16 protein-coding genes and 1 riboswitch are annotated in these 18,684 nt (G+C 70.8%); of the genes, 11 read left to right on the forward strand and 5 right to left on the reverse strand.

Annotated elements, in window-relative coordinates; translation table 11 throughout:
• Positions 1–119: 119 nt before the first annotated feature.
• The 3 genes from glyA to gcvT form a co-directional block, all read right to left on the reverse strand.
• A complete protein-coding gene (gene glyA, locus ACXKR8_RS33225; protein WP_458268270.1) occupies positions 120–1,388 on the reverse strand; it encodes a serine hydroxymethyltransferase in 1,269 nt (422 codons plus the stop codon).
• Positions 1,389–1,412: 24 nt separating this feature from the next.
• Entirely contained in the window at positions 1,413–1,790 is a 378-nt protein-coding gene (gcvH, locus tag ACXKR8_RS33230; protein WP_458268271.1) for a glycine cleavage system protein GcvH, read from the reverse strand.
• Positions 1,791–1,888: 98 nt separating this feature from the next.
• Positions 1,889–3,010, reverse strand: coding sequence for a glycine cleavage system aminomethyltransferase GcvT (gcvT, locus tag ACXKR8_RS33235; protein WP_458268272.1), 1,122 nt, complete (start codon positions 3,008–3,010; stop codon positions 1,889–1,891).
• Positions 3,011–3,181: 171 nt separating this feature from the next.
• Positions 3,182–3,305, reverse strand: a riboswitch (glycine riboswitch).
• Between the two features lie 119 nt (positions 3,306–3,424).
• Here gcvT and ACXKR8_RS33240 point away from each other — a divergent pair.
• The 8 genes from ACXKR8_RS33240 (at position 3,425) to ACXKR8_RS33275 (ending at position 12,737) form a co-directional block, all read left to right on the forward strand.
• On the forward strand, positions 3,425–4,219 hold the full coding sequence (locus tag ACXKR8_RS33240; protein ID WP_458268273.1) for an enhanced serine sensitivity protein SseB: 795 nt from the start codon (positions 3,425–3,427) through the stop codon (positions 4,217–4,219).
• A 93-nt stretch (positions 4,220–4,312) separates the two neighbouring features.
• Positions 4,313–5,077 carry an enhanced serine sensitivity protein SseB C-terminal domain-containing protein gene (locus ACXKR8_RS33245; RefSeq protein WP_458268274.1) on the forward strand — a complete coding sequence of 255 codons (765 nt, stop codon included), beginning with the start codon at positions 4,313–4,315 and terminating at the stop codon, positions 5,075–5,077.
• 619 nt (positions 5,078–5,696) lie between these two features.
• On the forward strand, positions 5,697–6,698 hold the full coding sequence (locus ACXKR8_RS33250; protein ID WP_458268275.1) for an ABC transporter permease: 1,002 nt from the start codon (positions 5,697–5,699) through the stop codon (positions 6,696–6,698).
• A gap of 106 nt (positions 6,699–6,804) precedes the next feature.
• On the forward strand, positions 6,805–8,553 hold the full coding sequence (locus ACXKR8_RS33255; protein ID WP_458268276.1) for an ABC transporter substrate-binding protein: 1,749 nt from the start codon (positions 6,805–6,807) through the stop codon (positions 8,551–8,553).
• 109 nt (positions 8,554–8,662) lie between these two features.
• Positions 8,663–9,664, forward strand: a complete 1,002-nt coding sequence (locus ACXKR8_RS33260) for an ABC transporter permease (protein ID WP_458268277.1) — start codon at positions 8,663–8,665, stop codon at positions 9,662–9,664.
• On the forward strand, positions 9,661–10,776 hold the full coding sequence (locus ACXKR8_RS33265) for an ABC transporter ATP-binding protein (protein ID WP_458268278.1): 1,116 nt from the start codon (positions 9,661–9,663) through the stop codon (positions 10,774–10,776). The genes ACXKR8_RS33260 and ACXKR8_RS33265 overlap by 4 nt, the downstream gene beginning before the upstream one ends.
• A gap of 130 nt (positions 10,777–10,906) precedes the next feature.
• On the forward strand, positions 10,907–11,965 hold the full coding sequence (locus ACXKR8_RS33270) for an ABC transporter ATP-binding protein (RefSeq protein ID WP_458268279.1): 1,059 nt from the start codon (positions 10,907–10,909) through the stop codon (positions 11,963–11,965).
• A gap of 100 nt (positions 11,966–12,065) precedes the next feature.
• Positions 12,066–12,737: a trimeric intracellular cation channel family protein gene (locus ACXKR8_RS33275; RefSeq protein ID WP_458268280.1), complete on the forward strand. Its 672-nt coding sequence runs from the start codon at positions 12,066–12,068 to the stop codon at positions 12,735–12,737.
• Positions 12,738–12,773: 36 nt separating this feature from the next.
• Here the strand turns inward: ACXKR8_RS33275 and ACXKR8_RS33280 are convergent, their stop codons facing one another.
• Positions 12,774–13,523, reverse strand: coding sequence for an IclR family transcriptional regulator (locus ACXKR8_RS33280; RefSeq protein ID WP_458268281.1), 750 nt, complete (start codon positions 13,521–13,523; stop codon positions 12,774–12,776).
• A 216-nt stretch (positions 13,524–13,739) separates the two neighbouring features.
• Here ACXKR8_RS33280 and ACXKR8_RS33285 point away from each other — a divergent pair, with 216 nt between their 5' ends.
• From ACXKR8_RS33285 to ACXKR8_RS33295, 3 genes are all read left to right on the forward strand, one after another.
• Positions 13,740–14,918 carry a cysteine desulfurase family protein gene (locus tag ACXKR8_RS33285; RefSeq protein WP_458268282.1) on the forward strand — a complete coding sequence of 393 codons (1,179 nt, stop codon included), beginning with the start codon at positions 13,740–13,742 and terminating at the stop codon, positions 14,916–14,918.
• Positions 14,919–14,980: 62 nt separating this feature from the next.
• Complete coding sequence (gene mnmA / locus ACXKR8_RS33290; protein WP_458268283.1) at positions 14,981–16,138, forward strand: tRNA 2-thiouridine(34) synthase MnmA; 1,158 nt, start codon at positions 14,981–14,983, stop codon at positions 16,136–16,138.
• 54 nt (positions 16,139–16,192) lie between these two features.
• Positions 16,193–16,717 carry an LOG family protein gene (locus tag ACXKR8_RS33295; RefSeq protein ID WP_458268284.1) on the forward strand — a complete coding sequence of 175 codons (525 nt, stop codon included), beginning with the start codon at positions 16,193–16,195 and terminating at the stop codon, positions 16,715–16,717.
• Positions 16,718–16,738: 21 nt separating this feature from the next.
• Here ACXKR8_RS33295 and ACXKR8_RS33300 read toward each other — a convergent pair whose 3' ends face one another.
• Positions 16,739–18,679 (reverse strand): NAD-binding protein, encoded by a 1,941-nt coding sequence (locus tag ACXKR8_RS33300; protein ID WP_458268285.1) that lies wholly within the window; start codon positions 18,677–18,679, stop codon positions 16,739–16,741.
• Positions 18,680–18,684: the final 5 nt, after the last annotated feature.

Genomic DNA, 18,684 nt, shown 5'->3' on the forward strand with positions numbered 1-18,684 from the left:
GCCCACTGGTCCAGTGTGCGTGGTGCCCCGCGGTCCCGTCGAAAACAGCCGATCTGCCCGTTGTGCGGGCCTGAACCGACCGGGAGACGGCTGGGTCGGACCTACCGGTCCGGGTGGACCTAGAGGTCCGGGTAGAGCGGGTGCTTCGCGGCGAGCGCGGTGACCCGGGCGGCCAGCGCCACCTGGACCGTGTCGTCGAACGAGGGCTTCAGCGCCTCCGCGATGATGTCGGCGACCTCGGTGAAGTCCTCGGCGCCGAAGCCGCGGGTGGCCAGCGCCGGGGTGCCGATCCGCAGCCCCGAGGTGACCATCGGCGGGCGCGGGTCGAAGGGCACCGCGTTGCGGTTGACGGTGATGCCGACCGAGTGCAGCCGGTCCTCGGCCTGCTGGCCGTCCAGCTCGGAGGTGCGCAGGTCGACCAGCACCAGGTGCACGTCGGTGCCGCCGGAGAGGACGGAGACGCCGGCCCCGGTGAGGTCCGAACGGGTGAGCCGCTCGGCCAGGATCTTCGCGCCCTCGAGGGTGCGCTGCTGGCGGTCCTTGAACTCGTCGGTGGCGGCGACCTTGAAGGCCACCGCCTTTCCGGCGATGACATGCTCCAGCGGGCCGCCCTGCTGGCCGGGGAAGACCGCGGAGTTGATCTTCTTGGCCCACTCGGCCTTGGAGAGGATCACGCCGCCGCGGGGACCGCCGAGGGTCTTGTGGGTGGTGGTGGTGACCACGTCGGCGTAGGGCACCGGGTTGGGGTGCAGACCCGCCGCGACCAGGCCGGCGAAGTGCGCCATGTCCACCATCAGCAGGGCGCCGACCGAGTCGGCGATCCGGCGGAAGGCGGCGAAGTCGAGCTGGCGCGGGTAGGCGGACCAGCCGGCGATGATCAGCTGCGGCTGGTGCTCCTTGGCGAGGCGCTCGACCTCCTCCATGTCGACCAGGTTGGTCTCGGCGTCCACGTGGTACGCGGCCACGTTGTAGAGCTTGCCGGAGAAGTTGATCTTCATGCCGTGGGTCAGGTGGCCGCCGTGGGCCAGGTCCAGGCCCAGGATGGTGTCGCCCGGCTTGATCAGCGCGAACATCGCGGCGGCGTTGGCGGACGCGCCCGAGTGCGGCTGGACGTTCGCGGCCTCGGCCCCGAACAGCTCCTTGACCCGGTCGATCGCCAGCTGCTCGATCACGTCGACGTGCTCGCAGCCGCCGTAGTAGCGGCGGCCGGGGTAGCCCTCGGCGTACTTGTTGGTGAGGACCGAGCCCTGCGCCTCCAGCACCGCGACCGGGGCGAAGTTCTCGGAGGCGATCATCTCCAGGGTGGACTGCTGGCGGTGCAGCTCGGCGTCCACGGCCGCGGCGACCTCGGGGTCGAGCGCATGCAGGGACTGGTTCAGAACCGTCATGGTGGTGTGTCTTCCCTCGGGAGGTCAGGCGCCGGTGTGGGCGGAGTACTCGTCGGCGGACAGCAGGCCCTCGGGGGTGCCGTCGAGGCGGATCTTGAACAGCCAGCCCTCGGCGAAGGGGGCGGAGTTCACCAGCGCGGGGTCGTCCACCACGGCCTGGTTGGCCTCGACGATCTCGCCGCTGGCGGGGGAGTAGAGGTCGCTGACCGACTTGGTCGACTCCAGCTCGCCGCAGGTCTCGCCCGCGGTGACGGCCTGGCCGACCTCCGGGAGCTGGACGTAGACGACGTCGCCGAGCGCGTCGGCGGCGTAGGCGGTGATGCCCACGGTCGCCACGCCGTCCTCAACGGCGGTCAGCCACTCGTGTTCCTTGCTGTATGTGAGGTGCTGGGGGTTGCTCATGGGGTGATTCTCCAGGATGAGGGGTGGTCGGGGCTAAACGGACGGGGCTCCAGCGTCAGCGGGCGGGGCGCCGATCTCGGACGGGCGGGGCGCCAGCCTCAGCGGACGCGCTTGTAGAACGGCAGAGCCACGACCTCGACCGGCTCGTGCGTCCCGCGGACGTCCACGGCCACGGTGCTGCCGGGGACGGCGTGCGCGGCGTCCAGATAGGCCATGGCGATCGGCTTGCCCAGGGTCGGCGACGGGGCGCCGGAGGTGATCGAGCCGATCACCGAGCCGTCGGCGGCGGAGACCACGGCCATCTCGGCCCGGGGCACCCGGCGTCCGGGGGAGACCAGGCCGACCAGCACCCGCGGCGGGTTGACCGCGGCCTCGGCGGCGGCCTTCTCCAGCGCCGCGCGGCCGACGAACTCGCCGTCGTTGGTGGTCTTGTCGAAGCGGACCACCCGGCCCAGGCCGGCGTCGAAGGGGGTGAGCGCGGTGGTCAGCTCATGCCCGTACAGCGGCATCCCGGCCTCGAGCCGCAGGGTGTCCCGGCAGGAGAGCCCGCAGGGGACCAGCCCGGCCGGGGCGCCCGCGGCGGACAGCGCGTTCCACAGGTGCTCGGCGTCGGCGGGGGCGACGAACAGCTCGAAGCCGTCCTCGCCGGTGTAGCCGGTCCGGGCCAGCAGCGCCGGGCGGCCCGCCACCGTGGTCGGCAGCGAGGTGTAGTACTTCAGCCCGGGCAGGTCGGCCCCGGTCAGCGGGGCCAGGATCGCGGTGGCCTCCGGGCCCTGGATCGCGAGCAGCGCATAGGCGTCCCGGTCGTCCCGGACCACCGCGTCGAAGCCCTCTGCGCGGGCGGTCAGCTCGTCCAGGACCAGCTGGGCGTTGGAGGCGTTGGCGACGACCAGGAACTCGGTCTCGCCGGTGCGGTAGACGATCAGGTCGTCGAGGATGCCGCCGTCGGCCGCGCAGATCATGGTGTAGCGGGCCTTGTTCACGGCCAGTGCCGAGACGAAGCCGACCAGCGCGTGGTCCAGCAGCTCGCCGGCCCTGGGCCCGGTCACGGTGATCTCGCCCATGTGGGAGAGGTCGAACAGGCCGGCCCTGGTCCGGACGGCGTTGTGCTCCTCGCGCTCGCTGCCGTAGCGCAGCGGCATGTCCCAGCCGGCGAAGTCGGTCATGGTGGCGCCGAGGGCGCGATGGACGGAGTCGATTGCGGTCGATCGCAGGCTCATCAGGGCTGCTCCTAAGCTCTCAAGGACATGCTGCGGCAGAGCTCCCGCTCTGTCGCTGCGACCTGAGAGCTTCACCGCCACCCCTCGGCTGTGGGTCGAGGGGGACGGCTTGCACCGTTGGTGGGTCGGGCCCGCGCTCCGCGGAGCGCGCCGACCGCTTTCCAGATGTGCCTCGCCCGTGCGGTAGGTGTGCCTGAGAGATTCCGGGGAGGGCTTGCTCCTTCGGCGCCGGCTGCGTCCCCTCCCATGGATGCCATGGAGTGAGTGGACGGCCTGGCTCTCCCGCGCGGGCTGTAACGGCCGGTGTTCAGTTGTTGGGCGTCGCCCATCATCGCACGCCCCGGCCCGATACTGTTTCCGGCAGCAGCAGCGACCAAAAGCAGCAGTGACCACGGCGAAACGGCGGTACGGGCAATGCAGCACCCGACGATCCCGGCACAGGTGCAGGGCTGGCCCGAGAACGAGCTGGAGCAGGTCCTGGTCGCCGCGATCGGCGACCCCGGGGCGACCCCCCGGGTGGTGGAGGTGCTGCGCCGCAGCCAGGTCTGGGTGCCGCTGCCCGGCGGGGCCGGCCAGGAGCCCGGGACGCTGGCGCTGCCGACCACCGAGCTGGCGGGCCAGCCCTTCGTGCCGGTGTTCAGCTCCGAGGACCAGTTCCGCCGGATCGCCGGGAACATGCCGTTCACCATCGCCCCGGTGCGCGAGCTGGCGCAGGGGATGCCGCTGGGCATCGGCATCGTGGTCAACCCCGAGGGCGCGGTCGGGATCCCGATCCCGGCGGCCGGCGTCGCCGAGCTCTGCGGCCGGCCCAGGGAGAGCGGGCTTCGGGGCAGCACCGGTGACGAGGGCCTCCGCACCGTCGAGGGCGCCCGGGTCGGCCTGCGGATCCCCGAGCCGCACCAGGATCCGCTGGAGTTCCTCGCTGCCGCGATCGGCGAACTCGCCCGCACCCCGGTGGTGCTGACGGCCCGTCGGGTGCTGGCGCAGGTCGAGGGGGACCCCGAGAAGCTCTTCGTCGGGGTCGAGCTGGACCGCTGGCAGCCGGAGGACCAGGACGCCGTGGTCCAGGCGCTCGGCCGGGCGCTGGGCGCGGTGCCGCTGCCCTGGGGCCTGGACGTGGTGCTGCTGGACTCCGCGCAGGACCCGGTCGGGGACTGGATGCTGCTGTCCGTGGCGCCGTTCTTCGAACGCGGCCCGTCCGGGTACTAGGCTCACTGTTCGAGCAGCAGCCAGGGGTGGACAGAGGCCACGGGCAGTGGACAAGGCCAGGGGATACGGCCAGGGGTAGGGGAGAGGGTGTCAGTGGTCGGGTCAGCCGGTGCCGTGGGCGGCGGGGCCGTCATCGAACAGGTCCTGCGCGAGGTCGTGCCGGGGCGCTTCGACACCTATGAGTCCCTGCTCCGCGCGGTCGGCGAGGGCCAGGTGTGGATGCTGCTCTGGCACGGCGAGCCCGGCCGCCCCGACGCCCAGTACGGCAACATGGAGGTGGGCGGCGTCGGCTACGCGCCCTGCGTCACCTCCCCCGAGCAGCTCGCCGCCAGCGGCTGGAGCCGTGCCTACCAGGTCAGCCAGGGGCGGGAGATCGCCGCCGCGCTCTATCGCGAGCGCTGGGGCCTGTGGCTTAACCCGCATCAGCCGGGGGGCGGCGTCGGACTGCCCTGGGCCGACCTGCGCCGGATCGCCGGCGGCCTGGACCGGCTGCCGGCCGGCCCGCTGCGGATCAGCGAGCCGCAGATCGCCGCCGACCAGTTCTACGCCCTGTTGAACCAGGCCGCGCACGGCACGCCCGCCGTCCGCTCGCTGCGCCGGGCCTGGGTCGAACCCGCCTGGGGTGCCCCTTATCTGGTGATCGGTCTGGATCTGTACGATTCCAGCCCGCCGGCCGTCGAGTCGGTCCGGCAGATGATGCAGCACGCCCTGTCCGGGGTTCCCGAGGGCGTGGCGGTGTCCACGGTCGCGATGTCCGACCCCTTCGACCCGGTGGCGCTCTGGCTCCAGGTCCGCACCGCTCCCTTCTTCGACCGCCCGGTTCCCGGCGGCGGCGGATACGGCTACCCCCGGATCTGACCAACCCTCAGTCGGTAGCGCTCCGTGACATATCGAAAGGGTCTCGAAGCGCCTGGTTTCGGGCGCCCGGAACAGGGTGACACCCGCTCCAGTGGTGTCAGAGGAGCGCCTGACCTGCGGGAACGTAATCTGCACGCGTAGATCCAGGCCGAGGGGCCCGTGTAACAGGCGTGTGAAGAGAGGTATTCGCAGGTCCTGGGCATGTATCGATGCAGATCACGGTTAGGCAACCTTTGAGTAGGGGGTCTGGCGGAGGTCGTCATCGGTGTTGAAGAGTGGCGCCGCGGGTGGTGGGTCGAGGCTGCCTCACAACCTGCACGCACAGGGCGACTTCGGACCGTTACCGGGAATGGGGTCGCACGAGTGTGGAACGGGGTGAGATGTCCGGTTCGTCCGGCCAGCTTGAGTTCTATCTGCTAATGCGACTAAAACTAGTCACTCGAACGCTTTGTCAGTGAATGCCTGGCTTATCGTCACCGCAATCTCGTTCCAAAGCACTTGGCACCAACTGTGAACTGCGACCTCGTCGGTCGGTCCGCGTCCCGATCGGGGCTCACGACCAGGCGGGTCGACCGGGCACCGTGTGCCGGTCACCACCGGCTTGGGGGTCTATCCACTCATGACTGCGCCACTTCACGACTCCGGCACCGCGACCCTGGAGGTCGATGCCGACTCCGCGATCGTCCCGGAGAAGATCCTCGGCCGCTCACCCGGCCGGATCGCCTGGGAACGACTCAAGCGCGACAAGGTCGCCCTGGGTGGCGGGGTCATGGTCCTGCTGCTGCTCCTGGTGGGCATCCTGGCGCCGCTGCTGACCGCCCTCGAGGGACAGAACCCGGACGATTTCCACCCCAAGGAGCTGGACTTCGGGGACATCGGAATCGGCCTGCCGCGCGGTTCGGTCGGCGGCATCGGGGCCTCGCACTGGCTGGGCGTCGAGCCCAGCACCGGTCGTGACATCTTCGCCCGTGTCGTCTACGGCGCTCAGATCTCGCTGATCGTGGCCTTCGGCGCCGCACTGCTCGCGGTGGTCATCGGTGTGCTGCTGGGCATGGCGGCCGGCTTCATCGGCGGCTGGGTGGACACTGCCATCAGCCGCAGTATGGACGTGCTGCTGTCCTTCCCGCAGCTGCTTTTCTCCATCGCGCTGGTCTCGGTGGTCCCCGAGAAGGTCTTCGGCATGGGTGGCAGCACCCCACGGATCTTCGTGCTGATCTTTGTCATCGGCTTCTTCGGCTGGCCCTACATCGGACGCATCGTCCGGGGCCAGACCCTGTCCCTCCGAGAACGCGAGTTCGTCGAGGCGGCCCGCAGCCTGGGCGCCGGACAGATCCACATCCTGCTCAAGGAACTGCTGCCGAACCTGGTCGCGCCGATCCTCGTCTACACGACGCTGATGATCCCGACGAACATCCTCAACGAGGCGGCGCTGAGCTTCCTCGGAGTGGGTGTGAAGCCGCCGACGCCGTCGTGGGGGCAGATGCTCTCGGACTCGATCTCGTACTACACGGTCGATCTCCCCGACCTGCTGATCCCCGGCCTGGCGATCTTCATTACCGTCCTCGCCTTCAACCTCTTCGGCGACGGGCTGCGTGACGCCCTGGATCCCAAGGGCAACTAAGACGTCCGATCCCGGGTCCCGATCCGGGAACGGCATATTTCACATCTGACCAGGGAATCCCGTCCTGGTCACTCTCGGAGGTTGACACCCAGTGAACAAGCGGACTATGGCACTCGTGGCCACCGGCGTGGTCGGACTCATGACCGTGACCTCGGCGTGTGGTGGCAGCAAGGGCGGCAGCAGCAGCCCGTCGAAGACCGGTGGCTCCACCTTCAACGCTGCGGCCACCAGCATCGTGAACCCGTCCACCAAAAAGGGCGGCACGCTCCACCTGCTGAGCACCCAGGACTTTGACTCGCTCGACCCGGCGATCGCCTACTACGCCTTCGCCTGGAACATGCAGCAGCTCTACACCCGCACCCTGGTCGCCTACCCGATGAAGCCCGGTGCGGCCGGCCTGCAGCTGGCCCCCGACCTGGCCACGGCGATGCCGACCATCTCGGCGGACGGCAAGACCTACACGTTCAAGCTGAAGACCGGCATCAAGTTCGACGACGGCAACCCCATCACGTCGAAGGACATCAAGTACGGCATCGAGCGCACCTTCGCGCAGGACGTGCTGCCGGGCGGCCCGACGTACCTGATCTCGGACCTGGACCAGGGCCAGAAGTACCCCGGCCCGTACAAGGACACCGACCCGAACAAGATGGGTCTGAAGACGGTCGAGACGCCCGACGACAGCACCATCGTGTTCCACCTGGCCCAGGCCAACTCGGACTTCCTGTACCACCTGGCGATGGGTTCCGCCTCGCCGGTCGAGCCGAGCAAGGACACGGGCGCCAAGTACGCCCAGGCCCCCGAGTCGAGCGGCCCGTACAAGATCGCCTCCTACGCGGCGCAGAAGTCGGTCAAGTTCGTCCGCAACCCCAACTGGGACCCGTCCACGGACAGCATCCGCGCGGCGCTGCCGGACGCGATCGACTTCACCATCGACACCAACGCCGACGACATCGACAGCCAGCTGCTGGCCGGCACCGCCGACATCGACGCCGCGCAGCGCGGTGTGCAGACCGCGGCCCAGGCGAAGATCCTGACCACCCCGTCGCTCAAGGCGGACACGGTCAACGCGCCCGAGTCGACGATCCGCTACATCTCGATCCAGACCAAGGTCGCCCCGTTCGACAACGTCCACTGCCGCAAGGCCGTGGAGTACGCGACCAGCGGCACCAACCAGCAGACCGCCCGCGGCGGCAAGTGGGCCGGCGCGCTGGCGACCAACATGCTGCCCCCCACCACCCTGGGCTACGACAAGTACGACCCGTACAACCTGGCCTCCGGTCAGGCGCAGGACGACAAGGCCAAGTCGGAGCTGGCGCTCTGCGGCAAGCCGAACGGCTTCAGCACCGTCATCGCGGCCCGCAGCACCAGTCCGAAGGACGTCAAGCAGGCCGTCGCGCTGCAGAACGACCTGAAGCAGGTCGGCATCAAGGCTGACATCTTCCAGTACGACGGCTCCAAGTCCAGCTCCACCGTGGGCGCCCCGGCGATCATGCACCAGAAGGGGATCGGCCTCAACGTCTTCGGCTGGGGATCCGACTACCCGACCGCCTCCGGCTTCCTGGGCGTCCTGGTCGACGGCTCGCAGATCCTGCCGGCCGGTAACAACAACTACTCCGAGATCAACGACCCGGAGATCCAGAGCTGGATCGCGGACGCGGCCAAGACCACCGACCCGAAGGTCGCGGCGGCCGACTACACGAAGATCAACCACAAGGTCATGGACCTGGCGCTGTACTTCCCCGGTGTGGTCGAGCAGTCGCTCAACTACTTCAACCCGCGCCTGACCAACGTGATGTTCTCCAGCGAGCTGGGCATGATCAACTTTGCCGCCCTCGGCACCTCCGACGGCAAGTGACACCACTTCACCTGTAAGTACAGCTAGACCGAAGGGCAGGTGAAGGCAGGACGCAGTCGGCCGCCGACCCCACAAGGGAAGGCGGCCGGCGCCGGCCGGGCCGATCGCAGTGCTTCTCTACCTCTTCCGGCGACTCACGCAGGTGGTCGTCATGCTAGTGGTGGTCTCGATGATCACCTTTGGCGTCTTCTTCATGGTGCCGAAGATCACCGGCTCCGACCCCGTCATGCTCTACGTCGGCAAGAACGCCAACCCTGTGGCGATCGCGGGGCTCCGGGTCAAGCTCGGGTTCGACAAGCCGCTCTACGAGCAGTACGGCCTCTACGTCAAGGGAATCGTCGCCGGCCGGCACTACGACAACGGGCCCGACAAGACCTACTGCCCGGCGCCCTGCCTCGGCCTGTCCACCCAGGACAACCAGCCGGTGTGGCCCCGGCTGATCAGCGCGTTTCCGGTGACGGCCTCGCTCGCCGCCGGCGCCGCCGTCATCTGGTTGATCTTCGGTGTGGGCACCGGGATCCTGTCGGCCCTGCGCAAACGCAGCCTGCTGGACCGGGTCACCATGGTCACCGCGCTGGCCGGGGTGTCCCTGCCGGTGTACTTCACCGGCCTGGTGTCCTCGGCGATCGTGGTCTACAAGCTGGACTGGCTGCCCAACAGCAGCGGGATCGCCTTCTCCGACGACCCGGTCACCTGGTTCCAGGGAATGCTGCTTCCCTGGATCACCCTCGCCTTCCTCTTCGCCGCGACCTACGCCCGACTCACCCGCGCCACCATGCTCGACGTCATGGGTGAGGACTACATCCGCACCGCCCGGGCCAAGGGCCTGGCCGAGCGGGTGGTCGTCGGCAAGCACGCCATGCGCTCCACGCTCACCCCCATCCTCACCATCTTCGGTATGGACCTCGGCGGCCTGCTCGGCGGCGCGATCCTCACCGAGAACGTCTTCAACCTGCGCGGTCTGGGGTTCTGGGCGCTTGAGGGCATCCAGAAGAACGACCTCCCCATGATCATGGGGGTCACCCTCTTCGCCGCGTTCTTCATCGTCGTGGCCAACCTGATCGTCGACCTGCTGTACGCCGTCGTGGACCCCCGTGTGAGGCTCGCATGAACATCCGCAAGAACACTGCCGCGGAAAGCCGCACCGGTCTCGTCGAACTCGCCGGGGAGAGCCCGCTGCTCGCTCCGCCCACCGCGTTCCTCGACGTCCGCGACCTCCGGGTGCACTTCCCCACCGACGACGGCGTGGTCAAGTCCGTCGACGGGCTGAGCTTCACCCTGGAGCGGGGCAAGACCCTGGGCATCGTCGGCGAGTCGGGTTCCGGCAAGTCGGTGACCTCGCTGTCGATCATGGGTCTGCACCGGGCCGCGGGCAAGTCCCGCGGCGCCCGGATGACCGGGGAGATCTGGCTCGACGGCAAGGAGCTGATCGGCGCCAACCCCGAGGACGTGCGCAAGCTGCGCGGCCAGCAGATGGCGATGATCTTCCAGGACCCGCTGACCGCGATGCACCCCTTCTACACGATCGGTCAGCAGATCATCGAGGCGTACCGGGTGCACCACCCGGACGCCTCCAAGAAGGCCGCCCGCGAGCACGCCATCAACATGCTCGACCGGGTCGGCATCCCCCAGCCCAACAAGCGCGTGGACGACCACCCGCACCAGTTCTCCGGCGGTATGCGGCAGCGCGCGATGATCGCGATGGCGCTCTCCAACGACCCGTCGCTGCTGATCGCGGACGAGCCGACCACCGCTCTGGACGTCACCGTCCAGGCCCAGATCCTGGACCTGATCCGGGACCTGCAGCAGGAGTTCGGCTCCGCGGTCATCATCATCACCCACGACCTGGGCGTGGTGGCCGAGTTGGCCGACGACATCCTGGTGATGTACGGCGGCCGCTGCGTGGAGAAGGGTCCGGCGGACCAGATCTTCAGCTCGCCGGAGCACCCCTACACCTGGGGCCTGCTCGGCTCGATGCCCCGCATCGACCGGGAGATCCAGGACCGGCTGATCCCGGTCCAGGGCAACCCGCCCAGCCTGATCAACCTGCCGACGGGCTGCGCCTTCCACCCGCGCTGCCCCTACGCGGAGCGCACCGGCGGACGGTCCGAGACCGAGGTCCCGGAGCTGGTGCAGACCGGCCCGAACCACTCGGCCGCCTGTCATCTCTCGCTGGAGACCCGGCACCAGATCTTCACCGAGGAGATCGCCCCCCGGATCTAGCCGCAACGGCTCGAACCGGACCGAACTCCGGTCCCCTCCGCCACAAGCGGCGGGGACCGCGGGGCCCCACCCCGACAGAGCACCGCACTGCGACAGCACCCGTCGCACGTCGAGGAGACGAGAACGAACCATGGCTGATGACAGCTCCACCGCCGCGAGCGCGACTGTCCCCGTGCCTTCCCCTGTACCGGTCGCCGAGGGCGAACCGCTGCTGAAGGTCGACGGGCTGGTCAAGCACTTCCCCATCAAGAAGGGGCTGCTCCAGCGCCAGGTGGGGGCCGTCCAGGCCGTGGACGGCCTGACCTTCGACGTCCGCCAGGGCGAGACCCTCGGCGTCGTCGGCGAGTCCGGCTGCGGCAAGTCCACGATGGGCCGGCTGGTCACCCGGCTGCTGGAGCCCACCGGCGGGAGGATCGAGTTCGAAGGGGTGAACATCACCCACCTCGGCACCTCGCAGATGCGTCCGCTGCGCCGGGACATCCAGATGATCTTCCAGGACCCGTACTCCTCGCTGAACCCCCGGCACACCGTCGGCACCATCGTCGGCGCCCCGTACCGGCTGCAGAAGATCAAGACCGAGCACGGCATCAAGCGCGCGGTGCAGGACATGCTGGAGCTCTGCGGCCTCAACCCGGAGCACTACAACCGCTACCCGCACGAGTTCTCCGGCGGCCAGCGGCAGCGCATCGGCATCGCCCGCGCGCTGGCGCTGCGTCCCAAGATGATCGTCGCGGACGAGCCGGTCTCGGCCCTGGACGTGTCGATCCAGGCGCAGGTGGTCAACCTGCTGGACGACCTGCAGAAGGAGCTCGGGCTCACCTACATCGTCATCGCGCACGACCTCTCGGTGGTCCGCCATGTCTCCGACCGGGTCGCGGTGATGTACCTCGGCAAGATCGTGGAGCTGGCCGACCGCGAGTCGCTCTACGCGGGGCCGATGCACCCCTACACCAACGCGCTGATGTCGGCCGTCCCGGTGCCGGACACCAAGCGCAAGGGCGCGGGGCAGCGCGAGCGGATCCGGCTCACCGGCGACGTCCCCTCCCCGATCAACCCGCCCTCGGGCTGCCGCTTCCGGACCCGCTGCTGGAAGGCCCAGGACATCTGCGCGTCCGAGGAGCCGCCGCTGGTGGCGCTGAAGACCGGCCACCAGGTGGCCTGCCACTTCCCGGAGAACTCCCCGGTCTAGAACCTTCGGCGCCCGCCCGGCGGGCCCGCGACGGGGTCGGAGGGGCGGCGGTCGGTCCGCCGTCCCTCCGCCGTCCCTCCGACCAGGTAGAACTAGGGCTGTGACCTCGCAGATCTTCGCCCCCGACGTGCAGCAGGTCCTCGACCTGATCGGGATCTTCGTCTTCGCCCTCTCCGGCGGCCTGCTCGCCGTCCGCAAGAACCTCGACATCTTCGGCATCGCGGTGCTGGCCGAGGTCACCGCGCTCGGCGGCGGGGTGTTCCGCGACCTGATCATCGGCGCGGTGCCGCCGGCCGCGTTCCAGAACATGGGGTACTTCTTCACCCCGCTGGTCGCCGCGATGGTGGTCTTCTTCCTGCACCCCGAGGTGCAGCGGATCAACGGCACCATCCAACTGCTGGACGCGGCCGGGCTCGGCCTGTTCTGCGTCACCGGCACCGCCAAGGCCCATGACTACGGGCTGGGCGCGGTCGCCGACATCGCCCTCGGCATGATCACCGCCGTCGGCGGCGGCGTCGCCCGCGACCTGCTGGCCCATGAGCTGCCCTCGCTGCTGCGCTGGGACCGCGCCCTCTACGCCGTCCCCGCCCTGGTCGGCGCGGGCCTGGTCGCGGTGCTGATCTGGACCAAGGAACTGGACGGCGTCACCGGCACGCTGGCCGCCCTGGTCGCCTTCTCGCTGCGGATGCTGGCGCTGCGCTACGACTGGCGCGCGCCCAGGGCCTGGCACCGGGGCAGCTCCAGCAGCGGCGCGGACGGCGGCGGAGGCTGACCGCCCCCACAGCCCCCGGCTCTCGCCTGGGCCGGCTCACCCCTTGACCCGGCCGCCGTACTCCTGGGAGACCGCCTCGGCGGTGCGCAGCAGCTCGGGGATCAGCCGGCGCAGCGTGCCCATCGGGGCGACCACGGTCGGGGTGGAGATCGAACAGGCCGCGATCACCCGGCCGTCGATGCCCCTGATCGGCACCGCCACGCAGTTCACCGTCTCCTCGTACTCGCTGCGGTCCACCGCCCAGCCCTGCTCCCGCACCGTCGCCAGCTCGGCCAGCAGCGCCTCCGCAGTACGCAGCGAACGGGCCGTGTAGGCCGGGTACTCCAGCGCCGCGGCGACCTCGCGCCGACGCGCCTCCGGCAGGTCGGCCAGCAGCACCTTGCCCACGGCGGAGGCGGTCAGCGGGGCGCGCTTGCCGATCCGCGAGTACATCCGGACCGGGTAGCGGCTCTCCAGCTTGTCGACATAGGTGACCTCGCCGTCCTCGTACACGGCCAGATGGACGGTGTGCCCGCAGCGCTCGTTGAGCGCGGCCAGGTGCGGGGCGGCGACCACCCGGACGTCGATGCTCTCCAGGGCGAGCTGGGCCAGCGAGAACAGCTTGCCGCCGAGGCGGTAGCGGTAGTCCGGCTGGCGGTGCACGAAGCCGTGCTCCTCCAGGGTGCGCAGCAGCCGCATCGCGGTGGACTTGTGCACCCCGATCCGGTTGGCGGCCTGCTCCAGCGAGGCCGGGCCCTCGGCCAGTGAGGCGAGGATCACCAGCGCCCGGTCCACCGTCTGTGTCATCTCGCCCCGCCCTGCCCGCCGCCTGATGGCGCGCCACCTCCGGTACCCCGGTTGTGCGCGCGTGCCGGAATCCTAAGCACCCGTTGCACGGAGCGCAACGCGCGAGGCCGCGACGGGTGCGGGCGGGCCGGTCGGGCGGGTGGTGCGGGCCAGGGCGGCCGTGCCCGCGGGCGGTGGCGGCGGGACTCCGTCCCTCCCTCTACACTTGATCCCGCCATGCCCTATCTCGACCATGCCGCGACCACCCCGATGCTCCCCGAAGCGGTCAGCGCCATGACCGCGCACCTCGGCAGCACCGGCAACGCCTCCTCCCTGCACGCCGCCGGCCGCCGCGCCCGCCGCGTGGTCGAGGAGTCCCGGGAGACCCTCGCCCTGGCCCTCGGGGCCCGTCCCAGCGAAGTGGTCCTGACCGGGGGCGGCACCGAGTCCGACAACCTCGCGGTCAAGGGCCTCTACTGGGCCCGCCGCGACGCCGATCCGGCCCGGACCAGGATCCTCTGCAGCCCGGTCGAGCACCACGCGGTGCTGGACGCGGTGGAGTGGCTGGAGCGGCACGAGGGCGCCCAGGTGGACTGGCTGCCGGTGGACGACCACGGCCGGGTGCACCCCGAGGCGCTGCGCGAGGCGATCAGCGCCAACCGGGCCGATGTGGCCCTGGTCACCGTGATGTGGGCCAACAACGAGGTCGGCACCATCCAGCCGGTCAAGGAACTCGCGGCGGTGGCACGGGAGTTCGACATCCCGATGCACGCCGACGCGGTGCAGGCCTTCGGCCAGCTGCCGCTCTCCTTCGCCGACTCGGGCCTGGACGCGCTCACCGTCACCGGCCACAAGATCGGCGGCCCGTACGGCATCGGCGCGCTGCTGCTCGGCCGCTCGGTCACCCCGGTCCCGCTGCTGCACGGCGGCGGCCAGGAGCGCGACGTCCGCTCCGGCACCCTGGACGTCCCGGCCGCGGCGGGATTCGCGGCGGCCGCGGCCATCGCCGCCGAGCGGCAGCCGGAGCACGCCCGCGCGCTCGCCGAACTGCGGGACGAGCTGGTGCTCGCGGTGCGGAAGGCCGTGCCCGACGCCGTGCTCAACGGCGACCCCTCGGCCGACGGCCGGCTCCCGGCCAGCGCCCACTTCTCCTTCCCCGGCTGCGAGGGCGACGCCCTGCTGATGCTGCTGGACGCCCGCGGCATCGAGTGCTCCACCGGCTCGGCCTGCTCGGCCGGGGTGCCGCAGCCCAGCCATGTGCTGCTGGCGATGGGCGTCGAACCCGCCCTGGCCCGCGCCTCGCTGCGGTTCTCGCTCGGCCACACCTCGACCGCGGCGGACGTGGCGGCGCTGGCGGCGGCGATCGGCCCGGTCGTGGAGCGGGCCCGGATGGCCGGGGCGGCGTCGCGGCGCTGAGACCGTGCCCGGTCTTAAGCGGTTGTCCATGCGGTGGGCTCGGAACGTACCCTGGGGGCATCATGACTGACTTTCCCGGTGCCCCCGACGTCTCCGACCCCGCGACCGCGCCCCTCGGCGGCGGACGGCTGCGCGTCCTCGCCGCGATGTCCGGCGGGGTGGACTCCGCCGTCGCCGCCGCCCGCGCCGCCGAGGCCGGGCACGAGGTGACCGGCGTGCATCTGGCGCTGTCCAGCAACCCGCAGTCCTTCCGCACCGGCGCCCGCGGCTGCTGCACCCTGGAGGACTCCCGGGACGCCCGCCGGGCCGCCGATGTGATCGGCATCCCCTTCTATGTGTGGGATCTGGCCGAGCGCTTCCGCGAGGACGTGATCGACGACTTCGTCGCCGAGTACGCCGCCGGACGCACCCCCAACCCCTGCCTGCGCTGCAATGAGAAGATCAAGTTCGCGGCGCTGCTGGACAAGGCGATCGCGCTGGGCTTCGACGCGGTCTGCACCGGCCACTACGCGCTGATCCGCACCGGCCCGGACGGCGTCCGCGAGCTGCACCGCGCGGTCGACCCGGCCAAGGACCAGTCCTACGTCCTCGGCGTGCTGGACACCGAGCAGCTGGCGCACGCCATGTTCCCGCTCGGGGACACCCCGAAGGAGCAGGTCCGCGCGGAGGCCGAGCGGCGCGGCCTGGCCGTCGCCAAGAAGCCGGACAGCCACGACATCTGCTTCATCGCCGACGGCGACACCCAGGGCTTCCTGGAGCAGCGGCTGGGCGCCAAGGCCGGCGAGATCGTCGACCTGGACGGCACCCGGCTCGGCGAGCACAGCGGCGCGTACGGCTTCACCATCGGCCAGCGCAAGGGCCTGCGGATCGGCCACCCGGCGGCGGACGGCAAGCCCCGCTACGTGCTGGACATCTCGCCGGTCGACAACCGGGTCACGGTCGGCCCGGTGGAGGCCCTGGACGTGGCCGCGCTGACCGGCATCAAGCCGCGCTGGTGCGGCTCCACGCCGTTCGCCGAGGGCGCCTGCACGGTGCAGCTGCGGGCCCACGGCGAGCCGGTCGCGGCCACGGCGTCGCTGGTCGACGGCGAGCTCCGGGTGGTCCTGGCCGAGCCCGCGCGGGGGATCGCCCCCGGGCAGGCCGTGGTGCTGTACGACGGCACCCGGGTGGTGGGGTCGGCGACCATCGCCAGCACCGACCGGGCCGTCCTCGCGCACTGAACACCTTGGCCTTTGTATGTCTTTGCCTTTGTACGGATCCACTGGGGGTACCCAATGAACATCACTGTCTTCTGCTCGGCCTTCGACCTGGACGAGCGCTACACCGGGCCCGCCCGCGACTTCGCCCGGCTGCTCGGCGAGCGCGGCCACACCCTGGTCTGGGGCGGCTCCCACGCGGGCCTGATGGGCCTGATCGCGGACGAGACCAAGGCGGCCGGCGGCAAGCTGGTCGGCGTCTCGGTCGAGCTGCTCAAGCACAAGACCTACCAGGGCGCCGACGAGATGGTGATGACCCGCGACCTGGCCGAGCGCAAGGCGGTGCTGCTGGCCCGCGCCGACGCGATCGTGGTCCTGGTCGGCGGCCTGGGCACGCTGGACGAGGTGACCGAGGTGGTCGAGCTGAAGAAGCACGGCCTGCACATCAAGCCGATCGTGCTGCTCGACACCGAGGGCTTCTACGAGGGGCTGCGCACCCAGTTCCAGCGGATGGAGGCGGAGGGGTTCCTGCCCCAGCCGCTGGACGGGCTGGTCCGCTTCGCCAAGGACGCTGAAGAGGTGCTGGCCCTGCTGGAGGCCTGAGCGGCCGGCTTTCTGAGCCCGTCAGCCGTTCTCCTCCGGGTAGGGCGGGCTCGGCTGGGCCCTCGGCAGGTGCGGGAGCGGGGAGGTCGCGCCCAGCGGGAAGCCGGGATCGGCGGGCGCGCTCGGCGCCGGGATCCTGGTCGGCGGCCCCGCCTCCGCCGACTCCGCGTCCGCCCCGGCGCCGACGGTGACCGCCACCCCGCGCCGCAGCAGCAGCCCGAGCCCCTCCCTGGTCGCGACCACCACCACTCGGTCCTCGTCCTGCAGCAGCAGCTCCGGATCCGGGTTCCAGCTGAGCGGTCCGCCGCGGCCCTGCAGGCCGACCACCCGCCAGCCGCCGGGGCGGAAGGCGTCGCCGACGGTGAGCCCGGCCAGCGCCGGACGGCCGCGCACACCGAGGGTGGCGACCAGCAGCATCTGCCGTTCGACCGGGATCGCCGCCAGCACCTGACGCCCCATCATCGCGGCGGCGAAGGCCGGCGCGGCCAGATAGGAGACGCTGCGGCTGCGGGTCGGGACCTGAGGGTAGGAGGCGCTCAGGGCGCGGTAGACGGTGCTGGCGAAGGCGTCGTCGAACAGCCGCAGCACCACCCGCAGATCGGGCCGCTGCTCCCTGGCGTACAGCACGGCCTCCAGATTGACGCTGTCGTTGCTGGTCAGCGCCATCAGGGTCTTGCAGCGGCTGATCCTGGCGTCGCGGTAGACCTCGGGCTGGGAGATGTCGCCGATCACCACCGGGATCTGCAGCTTCCGGGCCCGGGCCACCCCGGCGGCGTTGGGGTTGCGCTCCACCGCCACCACCGGCACCCGCATCTCGGCCAGCCGTTCCAGCACCCGGCTGCCGACCTTGCCCAGACCGATGATCACGATGTGGTCGCCGATGCTGCGCCGGGGCCGGTCCAGGACGCTGACGTTGTGCAGCGCGCCCAGGCTCTCCAGGACCAGCGCCAGCACCAGCGGCATGATCAGCATCCCGGTGAACACCGACAGCAGCTGCAGCACCTGCCGGGCCACCGGCGCCCCCTCGGCCGGGTTGCCGGCCGCCGCGACGTCCATCAGCACCTGGTAGAAGGACAGTCCCAGCGACTTCCCGGTGGCCAGCCAGGTCGCCAGCGTGATCACCGCCACGAAGCAGGCCAGCCCGAGCGCCGCCTTCCGCACCCGGCGGGAGAACAGCGCGCCCAGCGGCAGCCGGGGGAAGCGCGACCCGGGCAGCGCGGGCGGGTTGGGATCGTGCCGCAGGTGCAGCACGGCTCGGGTGCTGCCGGCCGTCGCCGCGGCGGCCTGCCCGGGGGAGGGGAGCAGGGTGTGCACCGGGTTGTCGCCGGAGCCGACCAGGTCGCCGACCCGCGGCGCCAGCAGCGCCAGCGGGACGGTGCCGGGGCCTGGCTCCTCGCCGAAGGGCAGCGCGGCCACCGAGAAGGTGCCGCCGTCGATCGGGATCAGCTGGTTGCGGTCGGTGACGGCGGCCGAGACCAGGGCCGGGGTCGCGGTCTCCGAGGCGGAGAGCACGGCGGTGGAGCCGCCCGCGTGGTCGGCGTGGGCCTCCCGGTCCAGCAGGTGTTCGAGCCGCTGGCCGAGCGCGTTGCCGAACACCCGGATCACCAGCCGCAGGCTGGGGTTGAGCCCCCGGGCGAGCAGCGCCGCCTGGGTGACCGCGGGGTCGTCGTCCATGGTCAGGGCGAGCGCGGTGGCCTCGTGGATCCCGGCGGCGATCAGCGTGGCCTCGTCCGGGCTGCGGCCGGTGATCACTGTGACCGAGCCGTCCTCGGTGGCCAGCGCGGCGAGTTGGGGGCCGTGGCCCTGGTCCGGTTCGGGGATGACCAGGGTCACCCGCTCGCGGTAGAGATGGATCAGCTCCAGTGCCAGCCGGTGCGTCAGTGCGTCGCCGCCGCAGACGATCATGTGTCCGGGCGGATGCGGCGCCGCCCGCTCGGCCGTGCCGTTCACTGGTTGGGTCACAATCT

This window comes from Streptacidiphilus sp. PAMC 29251, assembly GCF_054208735.2.

Coding starts and splice junctions, on each gene's coding strand:
- ACXKR8_RS33250 (WP_458268275.1), top strand. CDS start 5,697: ATGACTGCGCCACTTCACGACTCCGGCACCGCGACCCTGGAGGTCGAT.
- ACXKR8_RS33240 (WP_458268273.1), top strand. CDS start 3,425: ATGCAGCACCCGACGATCCCGGCACAGGTGCAGGGCTGGCCCGAGAAC.
- gcvT (WP_458268272.1), bottom strand. CDS start 3,010: ATGAGCCTGCGATCGACCGCAATCGACTCCGTCCATCGCGCCCTCGGC.
- ACXKR8_RS33265 (WP_458268278.1), top strand. CDS start 9,661: ATGAACATCCGCAAGAACACTGCCGCGGAAAGCCGCACCGGTCTCGTC.
- glyA (WP_458268270.1), bottom strand. CDS start 1,388: ATGACGGTTCTGAACCAGTCCCTGCATGCGCTCGACCCCGAGGTCGCC.
- ACXKR8_RS33255 (WP_458268276.1), top strand. CDS start 6,805: ATGGCACTCGTGGCCACCGGCGTGGTCGGACTCATGACCGTGACCTCG.
- ACXKR8_RS33295 (WP_458268284.1), top strand. CDS start 16,193: ATGAACATCACTGTCTTCTGCTCGGCCTTCGACCTGGACGAGCGCTAC.
- mnmA (WP_458268283.1), top strand. CDS start 14,981: ATGACTGACTTTCCCGGTGCCCCCGACGTCTCCGACCCCGCGACCGCG.
- ACXKR8_RS33270 (WP_458268279.1), top strand. CDS start 10,907: ATGGCTGATGACAGCTCCACCGCCGCGAGCGCGACTGTCCCCGTGCCT.
- ACXKR8_RS33280 (WP_458268281.1), bottom strand. CDS start 13,523: ATGACACAGACGGTGGACCGGGCGCTGGTGATCCTCGCCTCACTGGCC.
- gcvH (WP_458268271.1), bottom strand. CDS start 1,790: ATGAGCAACCCCCAGCACCTCACATACAGCAAGGAACACGAGTGGCTG.
- ACXKR8_RS33285 (WP_458268282.1), top strand. CDS start 13,740: ATGCCCTATCTCGACCATGCCGCGACCACCCCGATGCTCCCCGAAGCG.